The sequence below is a fragment of the Limnochorda pilosa genome (genome assembly GCF_001544015.1).
GTDB classification, from domain to species: domain Bacteria; phylum Bacillota; class Limnochordia; order Limnochordales; family Limnochordaceae; genus Limnochorda; species Limnochorda pilosa.
Genome location: NZ_AP014924.1, coordinates 501,988 through 523,799 on the forward strand (window position 1 = coordinate 501,988; position 21,812 = coordinate 523,799).

A 21,812-nucleotide genomic window follows, 5' to 3' on the forward strand; every position below is an offset into this window, starting at 1 on the left:
CCCACACGTTCGAGGGCGTAGCAGAACTTTCCTTCTAGTGAGTACGAGGCTGCACGCAGGGCTCCAGATCCGCTCCTCGTGAAGACACTGATGTCCAGCGAGATCTCATCTACGCCGGACACCATACAGGGTCTTCGCTACCATGAGTGGGCTAGAAGTTGGAATTGAAGCTTTCCGGCGTTCAGGTAAGCCATCGCGAGGAAGTTGGCGTCGGAGCGGTAGCCGCGGGCCCGGGCTTTGGCGGCCTGGAGGAGGCTGTTCATCCCTTCCAGCATGGCGTTGGTCAGCCGGTGTTCGAACCAGGCGAGGACACCCTCCTGGTGCTGCCTGATGGTCTTGGCCACGCGGATCATGGGCTCGAGGCGGCTGTGGGTCGCCCAGAAGTACCATCGCTTCAGGAAGGCCTCTTCCGTCGCCCGATCCGGTTGCTCGAAGAAGTCCTGGAGGCTGAGCTTCATCTGGTAGGCCTGGGCCGTCTTCAGGTGATGCTGGCGCAGGCTCTCGAGCTGTTGGCTCTGGCGCGGCTTCAGGCTGCTGGGGTTCTTCAGCCACAGCTAACGGGTCTTCTTGAGGAGCGGGTTGGTCTTCACCTCGTCCCGCCGGACCTCGTCGACGGCGTCGTTGGCCAGCTTCATGATGTGGAACCGGTCAAGGGTGATCCGGGCGTTGGGGAGGTACTCTTGGGTCCCGTGGATGTAGGCGGGCGACATCTCGCAGGTGACCTCCGCGATGACTTCCGGGTTCCCCCCGTGCCTGGCCAGATGGCCAGCGAAGGCGGCCACTGTCCCTCTGTCCCTGCCGGAGGTCCCAAAGATCATGCGAACCCGCTCCAGGTCCAGGAAGAGGGTGATGTAGTGGTGCCAACGCCGGCTCGCCGTCTCGTCCACCCCCACCCGCCGTACCTCCGAGAGGTCCTGCCTTTCGACCGCCTCCGCGGTGTGGTGGCGGATGATCCTCCAGAGCCGCGTGTCGTGCTCACCCACCATCTTCGCCAGGGCGTTGACCGGCATCTCACGGGCCATGGCGACGATCATGGCCTCGAAGAGGAGGGTGAAGCCGCTCCCGGGGCGGCTCCAGGGGACCTCCACCTGGTGATCGCCGCGCATTGGGGGCATTGACCCGAGGGACCCAGGCGTGGAGGTAGCTGCGGTGCTCGAAGAAGTTGAGGTTCCGCCAGGCCTTCTCAGCGGTGTCGTACCCGCCCCCTCAGCGCCGCAGCGGGGCAGGCGAACTCGCGCCCCGTTCGAAGTCCACCCAGAGATGGAACTGCTTCTCTTCCGGGGAGAACTGGACCTTGACCACCTTCCAGGGCGGTACCAACCCCAGGGCCACACTGAACAGCGACTTGCTGTCGTCTCGGTTGGAACGCCGACGCGGGGCCATCTCTCTGCCTCCGGACCCCCAGGGCCCTCCATCGTACCGCTCGTAGGCTGCGGCGCCAAGGGTTCGCCTCCGGCCGCCTTCGCCGCCCTTGACGCCGCAGCCTACGAGCGATCTATCCCTCTTGGCCCGGGGAAAAGATGCAGCACCCTTTCGAGCCGCTGGGCGTGTATCCTTCCACTCATCTCGCTACCCATTAAGAACAGCGAGGGGCCACCATACGGAGCGGCGTGGGTGGCGTGTGTCCAGGCTGCTTGACGGGTTTCGCCTGTGCGGTCAAACTCGGAGTTGCGTAGGGCGCTTGACCGGTATTCCTAGGCGTGATCCCTCCGGATAAGAGAGGCTCAGAGGGCGCAGAGTACGGAGTTGCATAGGTGATCCAGCTTAACCCCAGATTTTGCACGGGTCCCTTCGATGGACGAGAATCGAACACGAGATCGTGAGGAATAGAGTGCTGTTGACGGTAATTTGCTCTGCAAGCTGGAAATATGAGCCGCTAGGCGCCATGAGGAAGGCGGTGCACGGTGCAGGGAGATGGGCGAAACGGCGTGAGCAACGGGGCAGAGGGCGCCAGAAGGACGCGGCTGCCCGAGCCACCTGCTCCCAACGGTAGCTGTCGCACCTTGCCGGCAGCGTTCGGAGTACGCTATGTACTCAGAGCGAGCCGGACGGCCTCCCAGGCTGGCCGGTGCACCCAGAGCGCCGGCAGGCGGAGGGTGAGCCGCCGTGCGTGGCGCACCAGCAAGGCCGGTACCCGGAGCAAGGTCCGTTGCAGGCGGGTCGCGGTGTAGTGGCGATAGGGCGCCGGGGCCAGCACCTTCAGCCGGAGCAGCAAGTTGTAGGCGATGCCCTTGATCAGCAGGTCCGCCGCATTGGGCCAGAAGGTGGCCTTGCCGATGGAGTCGATGCCGAGCCCCTCCTTCAGCTCCTTGATCCCGTTCTCGGCGGTGCAGCGCTGATTGTAAAAGTGCCAGACGTCCTCCTCGTCCCAGTCCTCGCTGGTGAAGATCGCCTGGTACTCCCAGGCGGACGCTTCGAAGAGCAAACGCTGGGCGGGCTCGAAGGAGGGCCCGGGTGCCCTCTGGGCGCGGATGAAGACCACCCGCCGGCTCCGCTTCCACCTGGGAGCCTGGTAGGTGACCGAGGCGGCCTCGATGATCGGCTCGTCGCTGCTCGCGAGCCGCCGCCACGCGAGAGGCTTGAAGACCTGGCTCTGCAGGTGCGGGTTCAGCCTCAGCTTGAGGGCGTAGGCCACCTTGTGGCCCGTTCGCCTCTCCTCGGCCTCCAGCTCCTCCAGCAGGGCTTCCGTGCCGAAGTGGGCGTCTCCTCGGACGAAGCGGACCGGGAAGCCCTCCGGGAGCTGCTTCTTGGCTTGGAAGCGGATGACCTCCCGGGCGTTCGGGGTCTTCCCCGAGCGCAGGGCAGCGTGCAACAGCGCCCGGCTCTGCCCTTCGAAAGCGACGAAGGGCTGGTAGCTTCGCCGGCCATGGTAGCGGGGGTTGTAGCCCACGGCCGTTCCCTGCTGGCGGCCGTGGACCGTCTCCACGGTGTTGTCGATGTCTACGATGGCCCCACCGCAATTCCGGAGGAGAGGGTGGAGCATCTCCCGGTGGACACCCTCCAGCCCCGCCACCTCCCGGCGGCTCCCGAAGCGATCCAGCGCCCGGTAGCCGGTGGCGGGGTGGGGCAGCTTCTTCAGCCGCAGCTTGGCCGCCAGGAGCGGGTCGTGCTTCAGTTCGGCGGTCTCGACGATACGGCCCATCCCCAGGGCGGCCTTCAGGATCAGGTACTCCACCTCGGTGGTCCGGGAGTAGGTGGCCCACAGAGACTTGGGGGTGAGGTGCCGCTCCAGGCACTGAGGGAGCCCGAGATGGTCGAAGAGGTCCACCAACAGGTTCGCCCCGCCGAACGCCGTGAGACCGTGTTTGTCGAAGCGCTCCTCGATCTGCGGTGCGGGGAAGGACATCAGGGGGGAAGCCGTCGAATCGTTCACCCGGAAGGTGCGCCTTTCGTTGTTTGGATTTTACCCACAAAAGAACTTCGCGGGGCACCTTCCCATCTCCTTCCTAAAAAAGCCTGCTGCGAAATCTCGGTTAACTCACGCGGGCGGCGAGTGGGGCACTGTGGCAGGGTCGTGGTCTTCGAAACAGCGAAAGCGCAACGTGACCGACAACAACACTTACCACCCCCCACTTCTGCGTAGCCGCCCCGCCGGCGCTTCCTGGGCTCGCTCCGTCCCTAGAAACCCTAGCGCTGACCCGGCCGGGAGCCCCCGCCGCCACACCCACCCACCCGCGGCGCGTCGCCGACCGCCGCTGGCGAGTAGGCATTGGCCCGGACCAGCTCAATGCCCGCGGGGACCTGGCCTTCGCCCCGCCGGTTCACTCTGGCCCCGGCGGACCAGCTCGTATGACGGCTCGTCCGAGTGGTCCGGTGCCGAGGACGACAAGTCGCGCCTGAGAGTTGGTCATGGATCGCTCCTTCTCGGCGCCTGCAGGCTCTCCTACGTCGTGCGGCCTGCGGGAGACTGCCCCGTCGGGTAGAGCTCGAAGCGCAGGCTCCCCGGCTCCTCGCCCGGGCCCACCCGGTGGAAGCCGGCCTTCTCCAGGACGCGGATCGACGGCCGGTTGCCTGGTATGGCCTCGGCCACGGCGCGCACGACGCGGGCCGCCCGAGGACCCACCCCACCGGGGCCGTCACGATTTCGGGCGGGTAGGCATGCCCCTGAAACGCCTCCAGCACCGCGTACCGGACCTCCACCGCGCCGCCCCGGAGCGGTCGCTTGAAGCCGCCGTTCGCCACCAGGAGGGCCTGTTCCGGCTCCCCGTCCCCAGCAAGCCGTACCGGGCGTACCATCCCATGCCGGCCGGATCGACCTCGAGGCGTGCCAGGAGAAAGGGAAGGGCGTCGGCCAAGGTCTCCCGAGGCCACGCGTCAAGGACTACCGCCCGCAGCATGGGGGCCAGTCGCTCGCGGCCGGCCATCTTCGCCCGTACAAGGAAGGCCGGCATGAACCGTCCGCGGTCGATTTCGCCAGATTACGCACTGACGCGGAAACGCTTGTGCAATACAACGTGGTGGGCGGCCGCGCTCATAGCCTTCCTCTGGATGGTCTCCCAATCTCCAGCTTGGACGGGGTTGCGGGGCGACCTTCCTTCTTAAGGTCTCTTCAGCCCACCGCCTCCGGGACCCTACGAAGGGCCCCAGCTTCATCGTTCTACTGCTACCACCTCTTGGCATCAGAGCAACCTACCCCGCCGCGCCTCCCTTTCGATCGGCTTTGACAGAGGCGAGTGCCTCGAACGCCCTGGACCCTGAGAGCAACGTAATGCGCATTATGGCGGAAGCACGCGAGAACACACTCTATTGAGAGATACTTGATGGTAGAATCATCTCAAGCGTACTCTTGAAGCAAGATGGCAGCCAATCGCGCTTGACAATTGCAGAAGGACTGACAACAATGTCGGCAGAATAAAGCGCGGCCAGCCGGTTTTTAAGGAGGCGGCGTGGATGTCTCCGAGAATCAGTGAGCAGAAGCGAGAGGCACAGGTTGAACGCATTCTTGAGGCGGCAAGACGATGCTTTGCGCGCAATGGATACCAGAGTACCACCCTAGAGGAAATCAGCATTGAAGCTGGCCTCAGCAAGGGTGGAATCTACACGTACTTCGCGACGAAGGAAAGCATCTTTCTCGCACTTTCCCGAAAGGCTCATGCCGCCAAACTCGACGCCTTACGAGGGACATACGACGAGCGAGACGACGCTTTGCAGAGAATCTTAGCTATGTGGCATCGCATTATCTGGTCTTGGGAATCGCTAGAGGACCAAACCAGGGTCTCCTGGGAGTTTTGGTACCACGTTTCCAGACAGCGAGATGCTGGATTGCTGCGAGTTCTGGAGAAGCAATATGACGACCTCGCCAGACTGTTCAGGGACGCACTGGAAGAGGGTATCAAGCGCGGTGAATTGGACGCCTCCCTCGACGTGGACATGGTGACACGAGTATTCTGGGTATTAACAGATGGACTCGTGGGCTACTGGCTCGCGAGGAATCAAAGGCCCTCGACCGCTGAGCTAACCCGCGTCGAGAGAGTGATCAGCAGACTTGTCAGGCGCTCACTGCCGGCGGCGGGCGACACAGCCGAGCGTTGAGTGTTCTCCACGTGGAGGGAGAGGCGGAGGTCGTCCATGACTCAGGCGCAGCAAGGGAAGTACCCTACCCCTGAGGGCTGGTACACGATCATCCGCCTTCCAGGTTTCGGCCAACTCTGGGGCATACATCTGCTGACATCTGTCGCAGGGCAGTTCCACATCCTTGCACTGACCTGGATTGCAATTGAACTTACCGGGTCTGAAGCTGCGGCTGGTGCCCTCCTGATGATGAGTGCCATTCCCCGGGCAATTCTGCTACCCGTTGGGGGGGCAATAGCGGACAGGAGCCCTGCCACAAAAGTGCTCACATGGACGCTGTCGGTACTAGCCGTGCTTGCTGGGTTGCTTGGCACGGTGCTTAGTCTTGCACGACCTTCTGTATCGCAAATCGGGCTGCTTGTATCTGTCTTTGGGATTGCCGTGGCGATGTACTCGCCAGCCGCGTTTGCAGCAGTCGCTCCGATTGCGGGGCGGGAAAACCTACAAACAGCAAACGCCTTGATACAGTTCACGACGCAGGCGGGGCCCTTCCTTGGGTCACTTGCAGCGACGGCCGCTTTTGCAACAGTGGGACTTCGCGCGTCCTACCTTGTAGTCGCGTGCTTGCTTGGTATTGCAACACTGCTTGCTGCCAACCTCGGTAGATTCGATACATCATATGCAGATCAACATCCGCCAACATCTAGCGAGGATGACATGGTTGGGGCCCAGGCGAAGGGCCGCGCAAGGTTCGGAAGCATCATGAGGTCGGTAGAAGTCATCCTCCTGCTGCTAACCTCTGCCGCCATCAACTTGAGTGTTGTCGGGCCGCTCCAAGTCGGCCTCGCGGGGCTGGTCCGCAACGGGTCGGGTACTGGGCCAGAGATGCACGGTGTCTTTGTGGCTGTATTCGGCCTAGGGTCCCTGTTGGGATCAGCGGTCCCTGCCCTGGTCCTCGGGAAGACTGGTACTGATCGCCGCATCTATCGATGGCTGACTGTGCTTGGTGCACTTTGGGTGTTCGTTGGCAAGGATACTGGGGCTGTAACTACAGGCGCACTCCTCTTTGGATCTGGAGTCTGCGTCGCCGTCGTTAGCGTCTTGGTGATATCAAGAATCCAGGGGGTGGTACCGGCCGCGGTGTTGGGTCGTGCTATGGGTATTCTCCTTGTTGCGTCCACGGGGTTGCAGCCTCTGTCCCTGTTATTGGCGGGCTACGGATCAGAGTGGATTGGACCAAGCCGGCTTTTCCTTATCAGCGGTGTTTTTGCTGCTGCTGTGGGATTGGCTTGTCAGGCAATCAGTATCCGAACAGATGCGAAGATGAAAGCCTCGTCTCGAGAAGGAGCGGAGTCCTGAAGCAGTGGTAGACAGCCCCAGAGATACCCATTGGAGGTGAATCGATGTCGATATTGAGACGAGACAACGGTGCATGTCTGGAGGTGGCTCAAATGCCGCAAGCGTGAGTGCCTTCTCGGCGAGGACGCTAAACAACATCACCCCCCACTTCCGCGTGTTGCCTTGCCAGCGCTTTCCGGGTTCTCTCCGTCCCGGGAGACCCCAGCGCTGACCCGGCCGGAGCGGTCCGGTGCCGAAGACGACGTGTCGCGCCTGAGTGTGGGTCATGGGTCTCTCCTTCGCGGCGACTGCAGGGTCACCTACGTCGTGCGGCCGGCGGAAAGTCGCCCCGTCGGGTGGAGCTCGAAGCGCAGGCTCCCCGGCTCCTCACCCGGGCCCGCCGGCTGGAAACCAACCTTCTCGAGGACTCGGATCGACGGCCGGTTGTCTGGCATGGTCTCGGCAACGACGCGCTCGACGCCGGGCCGGCGGAGGGCCCACCCCACCAGGGCCGTCACCATCTCGGTCGCGTAGCCACGCCCCTGAAACGCCTCCAGCACCGCGTACCCGACCTCTGCCACGCCGCCCCGGGGCGGTCCCTTGAAGCCGCCGTTCGCCACGAGGAGGGCCTGTTCCGGCTCCGCCGTGCGCACCAGGCCGTACCAGGCGTACCATCCCACGCTGGCCGGATCGGCCTCGAGGCGTGCCAGGAAGAAGGGGAGGGCGTCGGCCAAGGTCTCCGGAGGCCACGCGTCGGGGACCGCCGCCCGCAGCATGGGGGCCAGTCGCTCGCGGCCGGCCATCTCGGCCCGCACAAGGGTGGCTGTGGCCGGCACCAGCCGCATGCGACGGGTCGGGAGCTCAGGGACGCTCATCGTTCCTCCCGGACCCGCAGGAAGGCGTGGACGACCCGTTCCCACTCTACTTTCCATACGCCGCCTTCATCTCCGCCAGGCCCCACGGGGGGACCTCGGGCGCCCGGCCCGCGGTCCCGAACGCCTCCATCCGCTTCTTGATCTCGGCGGCGATCGCCGCACGGGCGGCCTTCAGATAGGCACGGGGGTCGAACTCCTGCGGGTTCTCGGCCAGGAACTTCCGGACGGCTCCGGTGGCCGCCAGGCGGATGTCGGTATCGACGTTGATCTTGTTGATCCCGCGGGCGACGGCCTTCTCCAATGCATCCAGAGGGACGCCTCGGGCCGCTTCCATCTTGCCCCCGTACCGGTTGATCAAGGCCACGTGCTCTGGCGGGACGCTGGAAGAACCATGAGAGACCAGGTATGTGTCGGGCAGGAGCCGGCGGGTCTCCTCGATGATCTCGAAGGCGATCTTGGGCTCCCCCTTGAACTTGTACGCACCGTGGGAGGTCCCGATGGAGATGGCCAGGGCGTCCACACCCGTCCGCTCCACGAACTCCACCGCCTGCTCGGGGTCGGTGAGCTGGGTCATCCCGGAACCGACGTCGTCCTCGATCCCGCCCAGGGTGCCCAGTTCACCCTCGACGGAGACGCCGCGCGCATGGGCGTACTCGGCCACCCTGCGGGTGACCTCGACATTGTACTCGAAGTCGGACGGCGTCTTGCCGTCTTCCATCAGGGAGCCGTCGATCATCACCGAGGTAAAGCCGAGGTCGATGGCGCGTTGAACGACTTCCATGCCGTTCCCATGGTCCAGGTGGACCGCGACCGGAATCTCGGGGGCGAGCTCGATCGCGGCCTGGATGATGTTGACGAGATACTTGTCCTGGGCGTACTTCAACGCTCCCCGGCTGACCTGGACGATCACCGGTGACCGGGTCTCCTGGGCGGCGGTGATGATCCCCTGCATCTGCTCCATGTTGTTGACGTTGTAGGCGCCCACGCCGAACGGTCGGCCCGCTTTGTGAGCCCGCAGGCTGGCCTCCAGGATTGCTTTGGACGTTACCAGCACGTGGCTACCCTCCTGTCTCACGTACCCTTCCCCAGGCGGCTTCCGCGCTCCGCTGGCAGTAAACGCCGGCGCTTTCGAGCTCCTGGTCCAGCCAGTCTACGGTCTTGGGCACCAAGGCGTCGGCAAAGGGGACCGGCACGATTCGGGTCCCCTGAAGGCCGGTCATCCTTCCGGTGACGCCGGCGAACAGGTAGTCCACGGCAGCCAAGCCGAATCGGGTCCCCAGGATCACGTCGTCCGCGATGGGAGCCAGCCCCCGCAACGTATACCCGAGGTCGGTGGCACGCACCTTTTCGAGCTTCTTCAACCCCAGCCGGTGGCAGATGATCCTCCGCAGGAGCTGGCCCACGCCGCCCAGCTTCGGATTGCCGTGCGCGTCCCGCCCCAGGTCCTCCTCGAGCAAGGCCCTGACCACGGGGATCTCCGCCCTCGCCTCCTGCAGCAGCGGATCCTCCGGGCTGATCTTGAGCCCTTCCGCCACGGCGATGTTCACGTAGCCCTGGCGCCGGTAGATCGTTTCGATCCGCCCCATGAGTCCCGCGAGGTCGACGGCCTTCTCCGGAATCAGGATGACGTCGGCACCGCCGGCGATCCCGATCTCCAGAGCCAGCCACCCGGCCTCACGACCCATGATCTCGACCAGCGAGATCCGGCTGTGGGTCCGGGCGGACTCCGCGGTGCTGCGGAAGGCCGTGGCGCCAAAGGCGACTGCGGTCTTGAACCCGAGCATGGTGTCCGTACCGGAAACGTCGTTGTCCACGCTCTTGGGAGCGGCCACGACCGGAAACCCCATCTCGGCGAGCCCCATGGCGGACCCGATCGTGTCGTCGCCCCCTGTGGCCAGCACGGCGTCGACGCCGATCCTCTTCAGGTTCTCCAGGAGCTTCTGCGGCACATTCCGGCTACGGTTCGCGTCGGAGAAGGGGTTGAAGCGCGAGGAGGCCAGGATGGAGCTTGGCTTGTTCTCCAGTCCGACGACCGCCTCCTTGTCCAAGGGGATCAGGTGCTCCTCGATGTTGTCGGCTGCAGCCCCTTCGAAGGCCTTCCGGATGCCGAGAAACTCCGCCCCGTAGCCCTCGACCCCTCTCCGGACGGCGGCGGCGATGAACGCGTTGATCCCGGCGCAGTCACCCCCGCCGGTCATGAGAGCAATCTTCTTGATCACGGTCGATCGCCTCGCTGCGCCGGTGGTCACTCCCCGGCCTTGTCTGGGATTTTCGTGACAAGACGCGCAAAGTCCTCTGCGAGCCGAAGCGAGGGTGATCGCCCCGAGCGCTACCTAGATCGCCGCCCTGAAGTCCTCATAGCGAACGGCCAGCAGGTCGCGGTCCGGCCTGTTTCGGGGCGATCTCGGCACCCAGAGCCTGCGCCCGTGGAGGGCCTGGAGGCCGTAGATCAGGGTCGGGCCGTCTTCCTCTTCGAGGATGTCCGGCCGGACCTGGATCTCGTAGTCGGGGGTCACCCCCAAGAAGTAGCGGTCAAAGGCGCTGTGGTGGAGGGCGCAGAGGGCCAGGCCGTTGCGAACGGTGGGCTCGCCGCCCGGCTGCGAGTCCGGGACGATGTGGGCGGCGTCGAGGAGTTCCTCGCGCCGGAACCTGCAGAAGGCGCACTGCCGCTGGTACGCCTCCAGGACGCGCTCGCGAAAGGCCCGCTGGTGGAGCCGCACACGTACCTGGGCGGTCGTGTAGCGCCGGCGCATCTCCCGGACCTCGCCGAAGGAATCCTCCGGGGCCGCGGAACCGCCTCGGGGAGGCTCGAGCTCGTAGGGGATATCGACCACGACGGTGACGGCGAGCTCCGAGGGACGGTCGTCCACCACGTAGACGGGCCACGCCGCCAGGTACTCCCCGGGAACCACGCCGTGGAAGTAGATCAAGGGCACCGCACGCTGCCCGGCCAGCCGGAGCCCGCGGTTGTCGGGATGGTCCGGGTCCGTCCCTCGGTACCGATAGCGGAGGAGGCCGTCGCGGTCGAAGGCGTCGTCACAGGGCCCACCGGGTGCCGTCGTGATCGAGAGCGGGATCTCCCGCAACACCCTGGGCTTGAAGATCCCCTGGGGGCCAAGGAGGGGGATCCGCTGGCCGTCCAGGACGAAGCCCTGGAGGAGCAGGGCGCGCGGGAGGACGTCCCCGTACCGTGCCACCTGCTCGGCTACCCACCTGAAGGCCTCGGACCGCACACGGGCGTCGTCCATGTCCTCCAGTCCTTCTGTCCGGAGCTGCCGAACGCGCTCACACGCGGGCTCACGCGCTGACGGGTCGTGACGTCCTCCGAAGATGGCGACCGAGACGGGGGAGAGCCACTCTGCCTTGGCCAGGTACCTGTCGACGGGTTCCCGAGCGCTCGCCATCTCCCCCGGCGTGTCGTGGAACGGTCCGAGGGCGAGCAGGGCGAAGGGCAGGCCCGCGAGCACCTTCCGATGGCACACAGGCTGCACGTCGACCTGGAGGCCGCGCTGGGACAGGGCCCTTCCAATGACTTCGGCGACCTCCCGCGTCGCGCCGTACCTGGTCGCGTAGGCCACGAGTAGAACCATGACCATGCAGGCCGCGAACGAGCCACAGACCTCGACCCCGGCCTTTGGGTCAAGATGGGCATGCTTTCCCTACCGCGGGGGCTTTTCCTTCAAGGGCCCTTTCGCGAGATCGCTGAGGAGGTACTGGCCGATCTCGTCAGCGTGACTTCTTCCGCACTCGATCTGGATGATGCTGTGTGCGCCCAACGGTCGCTGGCGACGACGCCCACTCGGCCCTACCTCTCCACCTCGCGAAGGACCCGGCAGGGATTGCCCGCAGCCAAGACCCCTTCCGGGATGCTCCGGGTGACGACGCTGCCCGCGCCGATCACCGACCCTGAGCCGATGCGGACGCCGGGGCAGAGGATCGCCCCGCCCCCGATCCAGACGTCGTCGCCCACCGCGACCGGTCTCGCCAGCTCGAGCCCCTTGCGCCGCTCGGCCGCACTCACGGGATGGGTGGCCGTGTAGATCTGGACCGCCGGCCCGATCAGCACCCGGTGGCCGATGGTGACCGGCATCACGTCGAGCACCACGCAGTTGAAGTTGAAGAAGACACCGTCGCCCAGGGTGATGTGGCTCCCATAGTCGCAGTAGAAAGGCGGCTCGATCCAGGTCCCCTCCCCCGCAGCCCCGAAGAGCTCCCGAATGAGGCGCGCCCGCTCTTCAGGCTGATCGTCCCGGGTCGCATTCAGCGCCTGCAGGAGAAGGCGCGCCCGCCTGCGCTCCGCGACCAGTTGAGGGTCCGACGCGTCGTACAGCTCGCCCGCCAGCATCTTCTCCTTCTCGCTTCTCACTTGATCAGCTCCTTGCGTGCGATCCATGGCCAGCGCTCTGGGCCTACCGCCCGCTCTGCCGCCCGGTTCTCCCACTCGCCCCACGCCGCCGCGGACAAGCTGAGGAGGAAGGCCGCGATCGGGTCCGGCGGCTCCCGCCACGAGGCTTCCCTCGGGACCGAGCTTCACGCCCAGGCGGGCGAAGGGTCGAAGGCGACGGGCATGCCGTGCTCCCGGGCGAGCCGCGCCGCGGCCAGATAGGAGGCGGCCTGGTCTGGGGCCCGAAGGCCGTACCCCGAGAGGAAGAGGAGCGATGCGCCGGCGATGGCCGCCCTCCGGGATTCGGTGAGCTCCAGCGGTGTCGCGGCCGCCCCGCCATACGAGAACATGGTCCGCTCGCCCTGCGCGTCTACGAAGGAGACCACGTGCCCCGGTGGCGCAGGCGCTCGCGGGCGGTCGCTCGCGCCCACGTTACGGCTCCTCCCGGCGCTCACGCCCCGTTCCATCGCCAGCCGCTGGGCCTCCTCGATGGCGCGGGCGATGAGCGCGTCGTCCCCGGCCTCTTCCCGGGGCACCGGGTTGGCGACGAGGATCCCGCCCCGCCAGCCCTCCCCCCACTTGAGCCGGGCGAAGGCGACCACCTCTTCGGGGGCGTCGACCCGGTAGGGCACCGGGAAGCCCGTGCTCCGGACGAAGAACCCTGGGAAGTCGCCTGTTCCGTACCGAAGCACCGGCACCCCCAGCGTCTCCAGGAGCTCCAGCGATCGCCCGATGTCCAGGAACGACTTCACGCCGCTGCACACCACCATCACGTCGTAGCGGGAGAGCGCCACCAGGTCCGAGGAGATGTCCATGGCATGCCCTGGCAGATGATCGACGACTCCAGGGCCACCACACGGCCCTCCTCAAGGGCGGCTTGCACCTCGGGGGCTACCCGGATACCCGTCATGGGCGCTCACCTTCCGTACGGATCCCGTTCACGTGCGCTCGCCTTCCGTTTCTCAGGCTGCCTCCGACGCTGCCGGTGGGTGTGGGCGACAGGCCACGACGCCACCCACGGGGCACTCCGGCCCGGCGCGGTCCGGTCCCGGGCAGCCCTTCGCCAGCGCGGGCTGCCTCACCTCCACCTCGGCTTGCCTCTACCGTGTCACGCGACCTCGGGACCCGGGCCGTGCAGCACGCGACCCATCTGGTCTCCCCCCGGAGGGTGCGCTATGATCCAAGGGTCTGGGGCTTTCGAGGCGATGGACGGGGGAGATGATTCCCGGATGGAGGAGGCCGTGCGCATGATGGCAACACTGGACGACGCGATACCGACGAGGGGCCGCTTCCGTGGCCGGGTGGCCGTGGTGACCGGCGCCGCCCGGGGCATCGGCAGGGCTGTGGCCCTGCGGCTGGCCCGGGAGGGCGCCGAAGGGGTGGTCGTCCTGGACGTCCGCCGGGAGGAGGGGCGGGAGACCGTGCGGCTGGTGGAGGAGGCGGGTGGCCCCGCGCCGTCCCGGGCGCTCTTCGTCGAGGCGGACGTGAGCCGGGCGGAGCAGGTCGAGGCCGCGGCGGAACGGGTCCGCAGGGAGTTCGGCCGGTGTCACGTCCTGGTGAACGACGCCGGCATCAGCGGCCGCCCCATCGGCGACGGGCCGGTGCACCGCTGCAGCCTCGAGACCTGGGAGCGGGTGCTGGCCGTCAACCTCACGGGCGTCTTCCTCTCCAGCAGGTCCTTCATCCCGCTCATGATGGAGGAGGGCGGGGCGGTGGTCAGCATCGCCTCCGACGACGCCCTGCTGGGAAGCCTGCCTCCCACGGACACCCACGCCTACTCGGCGAGCAAGGGCGGGGTGATCGCCCTCACCCGGGCGATGGCCGTGAGCTACGCGGCCTCCCGGATCCGGGTGAACGCAGTGGCACCGGGGTGGGTGGCCACCCCCATGACCGCGGACCTGCGCTCGGACCCCCAGATGGCCGCCCGGCTCGCAGCCGCCTGCCCCCTCAACCGGATCGCCACCGCGGAGGAGATCGCCGGCGCGGTGGCCTTCCTGGCCTCAGACGACGCCGCGTTCGTCACGGGGGTCACCCTGCCCGTGGAGGGCGGATCGACCGTGTGGTGAGGTTTCCATCGTTGGAACGGGGGCGCGCCCGCGTTGTTTAGGAGACATGGCGAGGCTGTAAAGAACGGCCTTCGAGCGATGAGATACGGGTAAGCCACAGCCGTGCACCCTACTCCATCACCCGCCGTATGGCTACAGAGGCCAGGACGAGGGCCGCAACCGCAAAGACCAAGACAAACCCGAGGGCCTGCAGAACGCCCAGTGGGTTGAAACCCTCCAGAACCAAGTCACGCACGTTATTGATGGCGTAGGTCATCGGGTTCAGCCGGGCTACGAACTGAAGCCACGGCGGCATCGCCTCCAGTGGAACCAGCGCTGTGCTCGCAAAGATGATGGGAAGCGTGGCGAATTCCAGGATCGAGAAGAACTGACCATGATCGCGAAGTCTGAAAACCAGAGCTAGGGACAGCGCGGTCACGCCCATGCCAAACAGCAAGCCCGTAGCGAGGATGACCGCCACCCCAGGAAGACCGGCGGCCGGAACCACGCCAAACAGGTATGCACAGAACAAGATGAGCAGGGATTGCAGGGAGGTCACCATCGCCACAAAAGAGACCCGGCTCAAGAGGATCGACATCCGTGGGATCGGGGCCGCCAGGAGTCGCCGGAGCATGCCGGTTTCCTTATCGAAGAGCAGTTCCACTCCACCATTCAAGCCTCCGTTGAAAACCGTCATGACCACCACGCCCGCGGTCATGAACGCGATGTAGCTGTAGCCCTGAACGACCGTGTTGCTCCGAAACATGTTACCAAACAAGATTAACCAAACCGCGGGCTGGACCAGAGTCGCAAGGAGGGCTGCTGGTTGCCTCTTGAGTCGCCATGCCCAACGCCTGGTGAGCCCCCAAGTGGCAGGAATAACGGGCGTTGGCGTTTCCTTCATCATGGATCACTCACCTCCGAACGCGGTAGACTTCTGGAACTTTTCGTCGTTGAGGATCTTCAGGAAGATCTCATCCAGGCTGGGCTGCGAAACACGCGCCTCCACAATGTCCGCGCCCCATCGATGGACGACGGTATTCAATAGGCCGTAGAGTTCCCGCGATGGACCGTGCCAGACAGCCTGGTCACCCTCGAACTGTTGAGGTTTCAGATTCAAGATCTCTCGGCCGGCCTCTCCCCGGAGTCGCACCGTAAGCCGGTACATGTCGGAACCCAGCCGTTCTTTCAGTTCCAACGGTGTGCCCTGGGCAACCAGTCCACCATTTCGCAGAACAGCGATCTGATCCGAGAGTTGGTCGGCCTCCTCGAGGTAATGCGTGGTTAGGATCACGGTGGTACCCATCTCCCTCAGCTCACGGATCATGGACCAGAGCTGGTGGCGTGTCTGGACGTCGAGCCCGGTCGTAGGCTCGTCCAATATCAAGATGCGCGGGCGGTGCAACAGGCTGATAGCCAGATCCAACCTTCTCCGCATCCCCCCTGAATAGGTACGCGTGAGCCGGTCCGCGTCACCCTCCAGGCCCGACCACGCAAGCAGTTCCTCGACGCGACGCTTCCTGTGGACGCCCTTGAGCCCGTACAAGCTTGCCTGAAGCTCCAGGTTTTCCCATCCCGTAAGATACAGATCGAGGGCTGTTTGCTGCATGACCAGTCCCGTGAGGGCACGGATCTGCAACCCGTGGCGCGCCGGGTCAAGGCCAAAGACCCGCACCCTCCCGGCGGTCGGTTTCAACAGTCCCACAATCATCTGAATCGTGGTGGTCTTCCCGGCCCCATTGGGGCCGAGGACGCTGGACACTCGGCCCGCGGGAAATGTCAGACTGAGATCCCGCAGCGCCTCTGTCGTACCAAATACCTTCGTTACATGCTCAAGCAGTACTCCTGTGCGCTCCTCCTGCATGCTGTCGCCTCCGTTACAGTTCCACAAACAACAAGTACTCGAGCAAGGCCTTCACCACGGGGATCTCCGCCTTTGCCTCCTGGAGCAACGGATCATCGGGGCTGGTCTTGATCCCTTCTGCCACGTCGACATTCACGTAGCCCTGACGCCGGTAGATCTCGTCTTGAACCCGAGCATGGTATCCGTACCGGAGACATCATCGTCAATGCTCTTGGGAGCGGCTACGACCGGGAAACCCATGTCCGCCAGGCCCATGGCGCACTTGGTCGTGTCGTTGCCCCCTGTGACCAGGAGGGCGTCCACGCCGATCCTTCTCAGGCTCTCCAGCAACGCCTGCGGGTGGTTCCGGCTCCGGCCTTCCTCGGAAAACGGGTTGAAGCGCGAAGAAGCGAGGATGGCACTGGGCCTGCTCCGAAGCCCGACGATCTCCGCCCACCCCAAAGGGATCGGGTGTTCGTCGACATCATGGGCAAGGGCCCCCTCGAAGGCCTTCCGGATGCCACGAACTCCGCCCCGCAGCCTTCCATCCCTCTCCGCACGGCGGCGGCGATGAAAGCGTTGATCCCGGCGCAGTCACCTCCACCGGCTACGAGAGCAACATTCTTGACCACGGGCCATCTCCCCACGTCTTTCTTGCTTGCGCCTCGCTCCTTTCTCCCGGCTAGGGTCTTCGTGACGCGAAGGCGAGTCTCCTTGGCTCCTAGCTGCTGCCCCAGGAGTCCCCCGCTCAGAACGAAGCGTACTTCTCGATGAGGCGCTCCAATGTCTCGGCGCACAGCCTGTCCTGCTTCTGATCGAACTCCTCGTAGGAGTTGGCGTACGCACTGGCGCAGTGCTGCACCGTGGCCCGCTCCACGCCCAGGATCATCACCACCGAGGAGAGGGATTGGACGATGGTGCGGTGGAGGCCGGTCTCGTAGGAGTCCTGTGGTCTGAAGAACCGTACGTACGGTATCACCCCGGCCCCCTTCGGGGTCAGCGCGAAGAGCGGGCCCGACTCGCCGTTATAGACGTCGTGGGCGGTGATGGCCAGGACGCCGAGGGTCTTGGGCTCCTCCAGTTCTGCCTGCAGTTCGCTCCGGAGGTGGTCCAGGAGGGCCTTGCCGTCCACTGCGACCGTGTATCGCCACCGCCAGTCCCGCCAGATCGCCGCGCCGTCTTCCTGGGCGTTCAGAAGGGCGAGCACGACCCGTTCTCGCTCCTCGCGAGTCCGAGGACCCGAAGCCGGAAGGCCGAGAAAAGTGTAGAACCATGCCAGCTCGTCAGGGGAGTTGCTCTCCTCGATATGGGCCACCACCTCGGTGAGGAGGCGGTCGAGGAAGTCTCGGCTCGGGAGGGTTTCCGGGAGGGGGATCCCGTCCACGATCTCCACACGGATTCGGAACTCCTGCTCGATCCGTGAACGGACGGCTTCCAGGAGGGCTTCGGGAACAAGGTCGATGGGAACCATCAGGAGCCTGTGGTCGAAACGGTCGGGCAGGACGAGCGTCGTCCGCTGAGCCTCCAGGTCGTGGGTCTCGATGAGCTGCCGGGCATACGCCCGCTGGTCCTCGTCGGTGGACCTGGATGCCACGAACTGCAGCCTCTCCAGGGCCGGTTGCGGCCGGCCCGAGCGAACCTCCAGCTCGGCCAGGCGGATCTGACCGTCGAAGTTCGAAGGGTGCAGGCGGAGTCCCCTCTCGAAGGTGCTCTTGGCCCCGGCCAGATCCCCCCGGTACAGCTGGGCATAGGCGAAGTCGAAGTAGACCTGGGACTCGCGGCGGGCGAAGACGTTGAAGGTCCGGTCCAGCTCCGCCACCCGTTCCCGCAGTGCCTCGAACGTCTCCTCCGAAACCGGGTCCCGTAGCAGCACCTGGTCGAGCGATTCGTAGGCCTGGGCGATCGGGGCGGACGTCAGCAGGAACGCAAGGGTCGTACCGACGAGGGCTCTCGTGATGACCCTGACCTTTGCCTGCACGGTGCCGTCTCTCCCGTCTCTCCTGGATGGTTCGAGCGTCCCCCTTTGCGATCGGCCGCGCGGGGGTGTGGCTGAATGCCGGCCCCGGCCATCGCGAGGCGCGCCAGGCGATGGTCCGGACGGCCCGAAGGCTCCCCGGTCAGATGCCCGCCGCCCGTACCCACTCCAGCTGGGGATCCCGCTGCAGGCGGATGTCCTCCACAGTGGTGGGAACGAGATGGTCTGGAACCAGGCTATTGGCCGGGTCCCGTTCCGGGTTCGGGCGGATCCAGCGCTTGTGGGAGACGGTAAAGCGTAGTCCCGACTCGGGGAGGGTGAAGCTGAGGATGTCACCGTAACCCGAGGGGGCGCCGCCGGTGGGTTCGCCCACCACCGTGGCCAGGCCGTTGTCGCTGAGGACGGTGGCGATCCAGACGGCGGAGCTGAAGGTGTGCTCCGAGGTGAGGACGTACAAGTCACCGGCGAACGTCAGCTCGGGCCGCGGCGGCCGGGGCGTGCGGACGGTCTGGGACCCGAGACGGGAGAACCAGTGGGCGAGGCGCGTGACGAGGGTGTACCCTCGCTGCTCGTCGGCCTGGGCCGAGAAGCGGATCTCGCCGCCGTAGGTTCGGACGGCGTCGGCTGGGACGTACTTCAGGAAGGCGTCCATGACGGCGGAGTTGCCGCCCCCGTTCCGGCGGACGTCGATGGCCACCTTCTGGACCCCGGAGCTGTGCACGGCCTCGAAGAAGGCGTCCACAGCACTCCGATACCCGGGCGTGTCTTCGCACCGGTCGAGCCAGAAGAGGCCCAGCGAGTGCTCCGGTTCGATGCGCCAGCCGAACCACGGGCGCTGGGGCTCCTCAGGGGTGAGGGCAGCCAGCGCAGCCGAACCGACGAGACGAATGGAGATCTCCTCTTCCACCTCCGGTGCCGGCGTGGCACCCGGCTCGGACGGTTCGTCGGCAGCCGTGGCGGCAGGCCTTCGGACGACCACCTCCACGGATCCGTCTTCGGCGACAGCGCCTAAGTTCCTGAGCACGAACACACGGTGGATCAGGCTCTCGCCTCGGGCGCGAATCCAGCCGTCGTTCTCAGCCGGGATGAAGGGGCGGAGCTGCTCCAGCAGCCGCGGGGGCGTAAAGCCTCCCATGCGCACGACGGCGTCACCGGTTCGAAGGGGCGCGTCGGGCTCGGCCTGGACCACCACGAGCCCGTCGCTAGTCCAGCGAAACCGGACCGATAGTACGAGCCCGTCGGAGGAGTACCCCATCATCGTGTGCGCGTCGGGATCTGGCAGGGCCTGCAGTACGCGGGCCGCCACGAAGGCGAAGTCGCCCCGCGACATGAAGGGCGGCAGCCCCTGCAGGGCCTCTTGCGCCTTCGCTTCGAAGGCCGCTCGCTGCTCAAGCTTGGCCAGGGCCGGGTGCACCTCTTGCAGGGTACGGATGAGGAAGCGCAGGTCTACCTGCATCTGCTCTGAAGAAAACCAGGGCTCGGCGGCGCGTGCTGCAGGTGCGCCCGCCAGCAGCCGCAACAGTAGGGCGGCGCCCAGGAGCTTCAGGAACGCGCGACGGCGCGTGAGCGGGTGTGCCATGCTGGATCCTCCTTGATTCTCGAATCGTCCGTGAGGTCGATTGTCCGCCTTTGCTCCGAAGAGGCGACCTACCTCACGGGTCAGGGGATCAACGTCACGGCGGCCTGCTTCCGGGCGATCGCGCGAAAAGGTGCTGGACCGGTGCCCGGGCACCCATCCCGCTCACTCCCAGCGGAAGAACCGTGCGGAGACCGCCGTCGAGACCACCAGGATCCCGGCCAGCACGGCGACGCTCAGGACCTGGTCCGACCAACGGCCGCCGGCCCAGAGAGCCCGCATGAGCCGCACGACGTAGTGCAGGGGAAGGTAGGCGGCCCAGGCCTGCACCCGGGCGGGCATCACTTCCAAGGGAATGGTGGCGCCCGATAGGAAGAGCATGGGGTAGAAGAGGGTCATGCCCGCGATCATCGCCGTACGGGACGAAGAGGCCAGGCTCGCGAGCAGGTAGCCGAGGGCCAGGAAGGCGCCGGCGCTGAGGAGGAACCCTGCGGCGGCGCTCCACCAGACGCCGTCGAAGCGCATGTCGAAGACGAGCCTTCCGACGATGATCAGCAGCACGACCCCGGCGAGGGTCATGAGGAAGTCCGACGTCACGTCGGCGGCCAGGTAGGTCCCGGGACGGAGCGGCGTCGCCCAGAACCGGCGCAAGATGCCCTTCTCCCGCATCGACCCCGTGCCCACCGGTACGGAGAAGAAGCCCACCGTGCCGACGACCATGGCCAGGTAGGCGGGGACCATGACGTCGATGGTTCCGCGGCCGCCAAAGAGGGGGGACGGATCGTTTCCGTAGATGACACCGAAGAGGACCAGGATCGCCGGCGGAAAGACCAGCGTGAAGAAGGCACCCATGGGCTCCCGGAGATAGAGCCGCAGGTGCATGGCGAGCAGGGCGCGGAAAGCGCTCATCCGGCGACCCCCCTTGATCTCTCCCCGTGCTCCGAAACGCCTCTCGCGTCGCTTACCTCGGTCTCCATCGGGCGTCCGGTCAGGGCCACGAAGATGTCGTCCAACGTGGGCTGTTCGGTGCGGACGTCGACCACGGGGACGTGCTGCTCGGCCAGCAGGGCGACGGCCCGAAGGGCGAGGGTCCTCTCTCTCCCCGTAACCACCAGCTCGTGACCCCGGTGCTCGACGCCGGCGACCTCGGGAAGGGCCTGGAGCGCATGGACCGCCCCCGACACGTCGGCCTCCGGGGCGACTTCGACGACCAACCTGCGCCCGCCGCCGAACCGATGAATCAGATCCTGCGGCGAATCAAGCGCCACGATCCGGCCGCGGTCGACGATGGCCACCCGATCGCAGAGGCGCTCCGCCTCTTCCATGAAGTGCGTGCTGAGCACGATGGTGCGGCCGTCTTCCCGCAGCCTTCGAACCTCGTTCCACATCTGCCGGCGGGCGTGCGGGTCGAGGCCGGTCGTCAGCTCGTCGAGGAAGACCACCTTCGGGTCGCTCACCAGCGCCAGCGCGATGAAGAGTCGCTGCTTCTCCCCGCCGGAGAGCCGCCCGACCCGAGCCCGCCGCCTGTGCTCCAGCCCGACCCGGGCCAGGAGCGCATCGCCGTTCACGCTGCGGGGGTACAGGGCGGAGAAGACTCCGATCACCTCGTGCACGCGCAGCAGATCGGGCACCTCGGACTGCTGGAGCTGCATCCCCACCAGCGGCCGGAGCCGGTAAGGGTCCCGGTGGGGGTCGATGCCCAGGACGCGGATGGTTCCCTGGTCGGGTCGCCGCAAGCCCTCGACGCACTCGATCGTCGTCGTCTTCCCGGCACCGTTCGGTCCGACGAACCCGAAGATCTCCCCTTCGGCCACGGAGAAGGAGATCCGGTCCACGGCCTGCACGGGGCCGTACGCCTTGCGCAGGTCTTCCACCTCGATGACGACGCCTGACACCGCACTCTCCTCCATGGAACGCGGCCGGTCCTGCGACGACGACGACGGCGGCGTGGATCAACGCTTGCTCCGTGACCGGTCTCAGTGTGTGAGCGTCACGTTCGTCTCGCCGGAGGCCATCTCCTCCTAGGGCGGTCGGCGGATCGGACGCAGATGGTGCCGGGCCTCGACCGTCGACCGAAGCTGCCCGGCCGGGCCGCTGCCCCGCGCACCCCTGACGCCAACGGAAACGTGGTGAAGCGGACAGATGAGGAGGCAACGGTTCGCTACACCTACGACTCGAGGACTCAGCTGACACGGGTGGACTTCCCCGACAGAACCTGAGTGGGCTACGCCTACGACGTCTTCGGGAGGCGGGTCTACCGGGAGG

General features: G+C 66.0%; 17 protein-coding genes and 2 pseudogenes. 3 read left to right on the forward strand and 16 right to left on the reverse strand.

The window, feature by feature from the left end:
• Positions 1-137: 137 nt before the first annotated feature.
• The 3 genes and pseudogenes from LIP_RS02270 to LIP_RS18290 all read right to left on the reverse strand — a co-directional run bounded on the left by LIP_RS02270 (position 138) and on the right by LIP_RS18290 (position 4,039).
• A pseudogene (locus LIP_RS02270) lies at positions 138-1,383 on the reverse strand (ISL3 family transposase).
• Positions 1,384-2,026: 643 nt separating this feature from the next.
• Positions 2,027-3,373: an IS1380 family transposase gene (locus LIP_RS02275; protein WP_068133798.1), complete on the reverse strand. Its 1,347-nt coding sequence runs from the start codon at positions 3,371-3,373 to the stop codon at positions 2,027-2,029.
• Positions 3,374-3,883: 510 nt separating this feature from the next.
• Positions 3,884-4,039, reverse strand: coding sequence for a GNAT family protein (locus LIP_RS18290; protein ID WP_144440291.1), 156 nt, complete (start codon positions 4,037-4,039; stop codon positions 3,884-3,886).
• Between the two features lie 851 nt (positions 4,040-4,890).
• Between LIP_RS18290 and LIP_RS17375 the strand changes: the two genes are divergently transcribed.
• The gene (locus LIP_RS17375) at positions 4,891-5,532 is read left to right on the forward strand and encodes a TetR/AcrR family transcriptional regulator (protein ID WP_082725749.1); all 642 of its coding nucleotides are present in this window, start codon (positions 4,891-4,893) and stop codon (positions 5,530-5,532) included.
• Positions 5,533-5,568: 36 nt separating this feature from the next.
• The gene (locus tag LIP_RS17380; protein ID WP_082725750.1) at positions 5,569-6,870 is read left to right on the forward strand and encodes an MFS transporter; all 1,302 of its coding nucleotides are present in this window, start codon (positions 5,569-5,571) and stop codon (positions 6,868-6,870) included.
• A gap of 299 nt (positions 6,871-7,169) precedes the next feature.
• Here LIP_RS17380 and LIP_RS02280 read toward each other — a convergent pair whose 3' ends face one another.
• From LIP_RS02280 to LIP_RS02305, 6 genes and pseudogenes are all read right to left on the reverse strand, one after another.
• Positions 7,170-7,724, reverse strand: a complete 555-nt coding sequence (locus LIP_RS02280) for a GNAT family N-acetyltransferase (protein ID WP_158509529.1) — start codon at positions 7,722-7,724, stop codon at positions 7,170-7,172.
• Between the two features lie 46 nt (positions 7,725-7,770).
• Positions 7,771-8,778 carry a ketose-bisphosphate aldolase gene (locus tag LIP_RS02285; RefSeq protein ID WP_068133804.1) on the reverse strand — a complete coding sequence of 336 codons (1,008 nt, stop codon included), beginning with the start codon at positions 8,776-8,778 and terminating at the stop codon, positions 7,771-7,773.
• A gap of 4 nt (positions 8,779-8,782) precedes the next feature.
• The gene (locus LIP_RS02290) at positions 8,783-9,943 is read right to left on the reverse strand and encodes a 6-phosphofructokinase (RefSeq protein ID WP_068133806.1); all 1,161 of its coding nucleotides are present in this window, start codon (positions 9,941-9,943) and stop codon (positions 8,783-8,785) included.
• A 114-nt stretch (positions 9,944-10,057) separates the two neighbouring features.
• Positions 10,058-10,972, reverse strand: coding sequence for an HNH endonuclease (locus LIP_RS02295; RefSeq protein ID WP_158509530.1), 915 nt, complete (start codon positions 10,970-10,972; stop codon positions 10,058-10,060).
• A 557-nt stretch (positions 10,973-11,529) separates the two neighbouring features.
• Positions 11,530-12,090, reverse strand: coding sequence for a sugar O-acetyltransferase (locus LIP_RS02300; RefSeq protein WP_068133811.1), 561 nt, complete (start codon positions 12,088-12,090; stop codon positions 11,530-11,532).
• Between the two features lie 164 nt (positions 12,091-12,254).
• A pseudogene (locus LIP_RS02305) lies at positions 12,255-12,950 on the reverse strand (pseudouridine-5'-phosphate glycosidase); the annotation flags it as partial.
• Between the two features lie 405 nt (positions 12,951-13,355).
• On the opposite strand from LIP_RS02305, the gene LIP_RS02310 reads away from it, so the two are divergent.
• On the forward strand, positions 13,356-14,174 hold the full coding sequence (locus LIP_RS02310; RefSeq protein ID WP_198409657.1) for an SDR family NAD(P)-dependent oxidoreductase: 819 nt from the start codon (positions 13,356-13,358) through the stop codon (positions 14,172-14,174).
• Positions 14,175-14,283: 109 nt separating this feature from the next.
• On the opposite strand, the gene LIP_RS02315 is transcribed toward LIP_RS02310, so the two are convergent.
• From LIP_RS02315 to LIP_RS02345, 7 genes are all read right to left on the reverse strand, one after another.
• The gene (locus LIP_RS02315; RefSeq protein ID WP_198409658.1) at positions 14,284-15,060 is read right to left on the reverse strand and encodes an ABC transporter permease; all 777 of its coding nucleotides are present in this window, start codon (positions 15,058-15,060) and stop codon (positions 14,284-14,286) included.
• A 3-nt stretch (positions 15,061-15,063) separates the two neighbouring features.
• Positions 15,064-16,017, reverse strand: coding sequence for an ABC transporter ATP-binding protein (locus tag LIP_RS02320; RefSeq protein WP_068133821.1), 954 nt, complete (start codon positions 16,015-16,017; stop codon positions 15,064-15,066).
• A gap of 132 nt (positions 16,018-16,149) precedes the next feature.
• Entirely contained in the window at positions 16,150-16,590 is a 441-nt protein-coding gene (locus LIP_RS17385) for a 6-phosphofructokinase (RefSeq protein WP_082725752.1), read from the reverse strand.
• A 154-nt stretch (positions 16,591-16,744) separates the two neighbouring features.
• On the reverse strand, positions 16,745-17,974 hold the full coding sequence (locus tag LIP_RS02330) for a tetratricopeptide repeat protein (protein WP_068133827.1): 1,230 nt from the start codon (positions 17,972-17,974) through the stop codon (positions 16,745-16,747).
• Between the two features lie 139 nt (positions 17,975-18,113).
• Entirely contained in the window at positions 18,114-19,550 is a 1,437-nt protein-coding gene (locus tag LIP_RS02335; RefSeq protein WP_068133830.1) for a S41 family peptidase, read from the reverse strand.
• A 162-nt stretch (positions 19,551-19,712) separates the two neighbouring features.
• Positions 19,713-20,456: an ABC transporter permease gene (locus LIP_RS02340; protein ID WP_068133833.1), complete on the reverse strand. Its 744-nt coding sequence runs from the start codon at positions 20,454-20,456 to the stop codon at positions 19,713-19,715.
• Positions 20,453-21,442 carry an ABC transporter ATP-binding protein gene (locus LIP_RS02345; protein WP_198409659.1) on the reverse strand — a complete coding sequence of 330 codons (990 nt, stop codon included), beginning with the start codon at positions 21,440-21,442 and terminating at the stop codon, positions 20,453-20,455. The genes LIP_RS02340 and LIP_RS02345 overlap by 4 nt, the downstream gene beginning before the upstream one ends.
• Positions 21,443-21,812 lie beyond the last annotated feature (370 nt).

What these genes read in the sequence shown, in the direction of transcription:
- LIP_RS02315 (WP_198409658.1), bottom strand. Translation starts at nt 15,060, where the DNA reads ATGATGAAGGAAACGCCAACGCCCGTTATTCCTGCCACTTGGGGGCTC.
- LIP_RS02295 (WP_158509530.1), bottom strand. Translation starts at nt 10,972, where the DNA reads ATGGACGACGCCCGTGTGCGGTCCGAGGCCTTCAGGTGGGTAGCCGAG.
- LIP_RS17375 (WP_082725749.1), top strand. Translation starts at nt 4,891, where the DNA reads ATGTCTCCGAGAATCAGTGAGCAGAAGCGAGAGGCACAGGTTGAACGC.
- LIP_RS02340 (WP_068133833.1), bottom strand. Translation starts at nt 20,456, where the DNA reads ATGAGCGCTTTCCGCGCCCTGCTCGCCATGCACCTGCGGCTCTATCTC.
- LIP_RS02320 (WP_068133821.1), bottom strand. Translation starts at nt 16,017, where the DNA reads ATGCAGGAGGAGCGCACAGGAGTACTGCTTGAGCATGTAACGAAGGTA.
- LIP_RS17380 (WP_082725750.1), top strand. Translation starts at nt 5,569, where the DNA reads ATGACTCAGGCGCAGCAAGGGAAGTACCCTACCCCTGAGGGCTGGTAC.
- LIP_RS02280 (WP_158509529.1), bottom strand. Translation starts at nt 7,724, where the DNA reads ATGAGCGTCCCTGAGCTCCCGACCCGTCGCATGCGGCTGGTGCCGGCC.
- LIP_RS02310 (WP_198409657.1), top strand. Translation starts at nt 13,356, where the DNA reads ATGATGGCAACACTGGACGACGCGATACCGACGAGGGGCCGCTTCCGT.
- LIP_RS02335 (WP_068133830.1), bottom strand. Translation starts at nt 19,550, where the DNA reads ATGGCACACCCGCTCACGCGCCGTCGCGCGTTCCTGAAGCTCCTGGGC.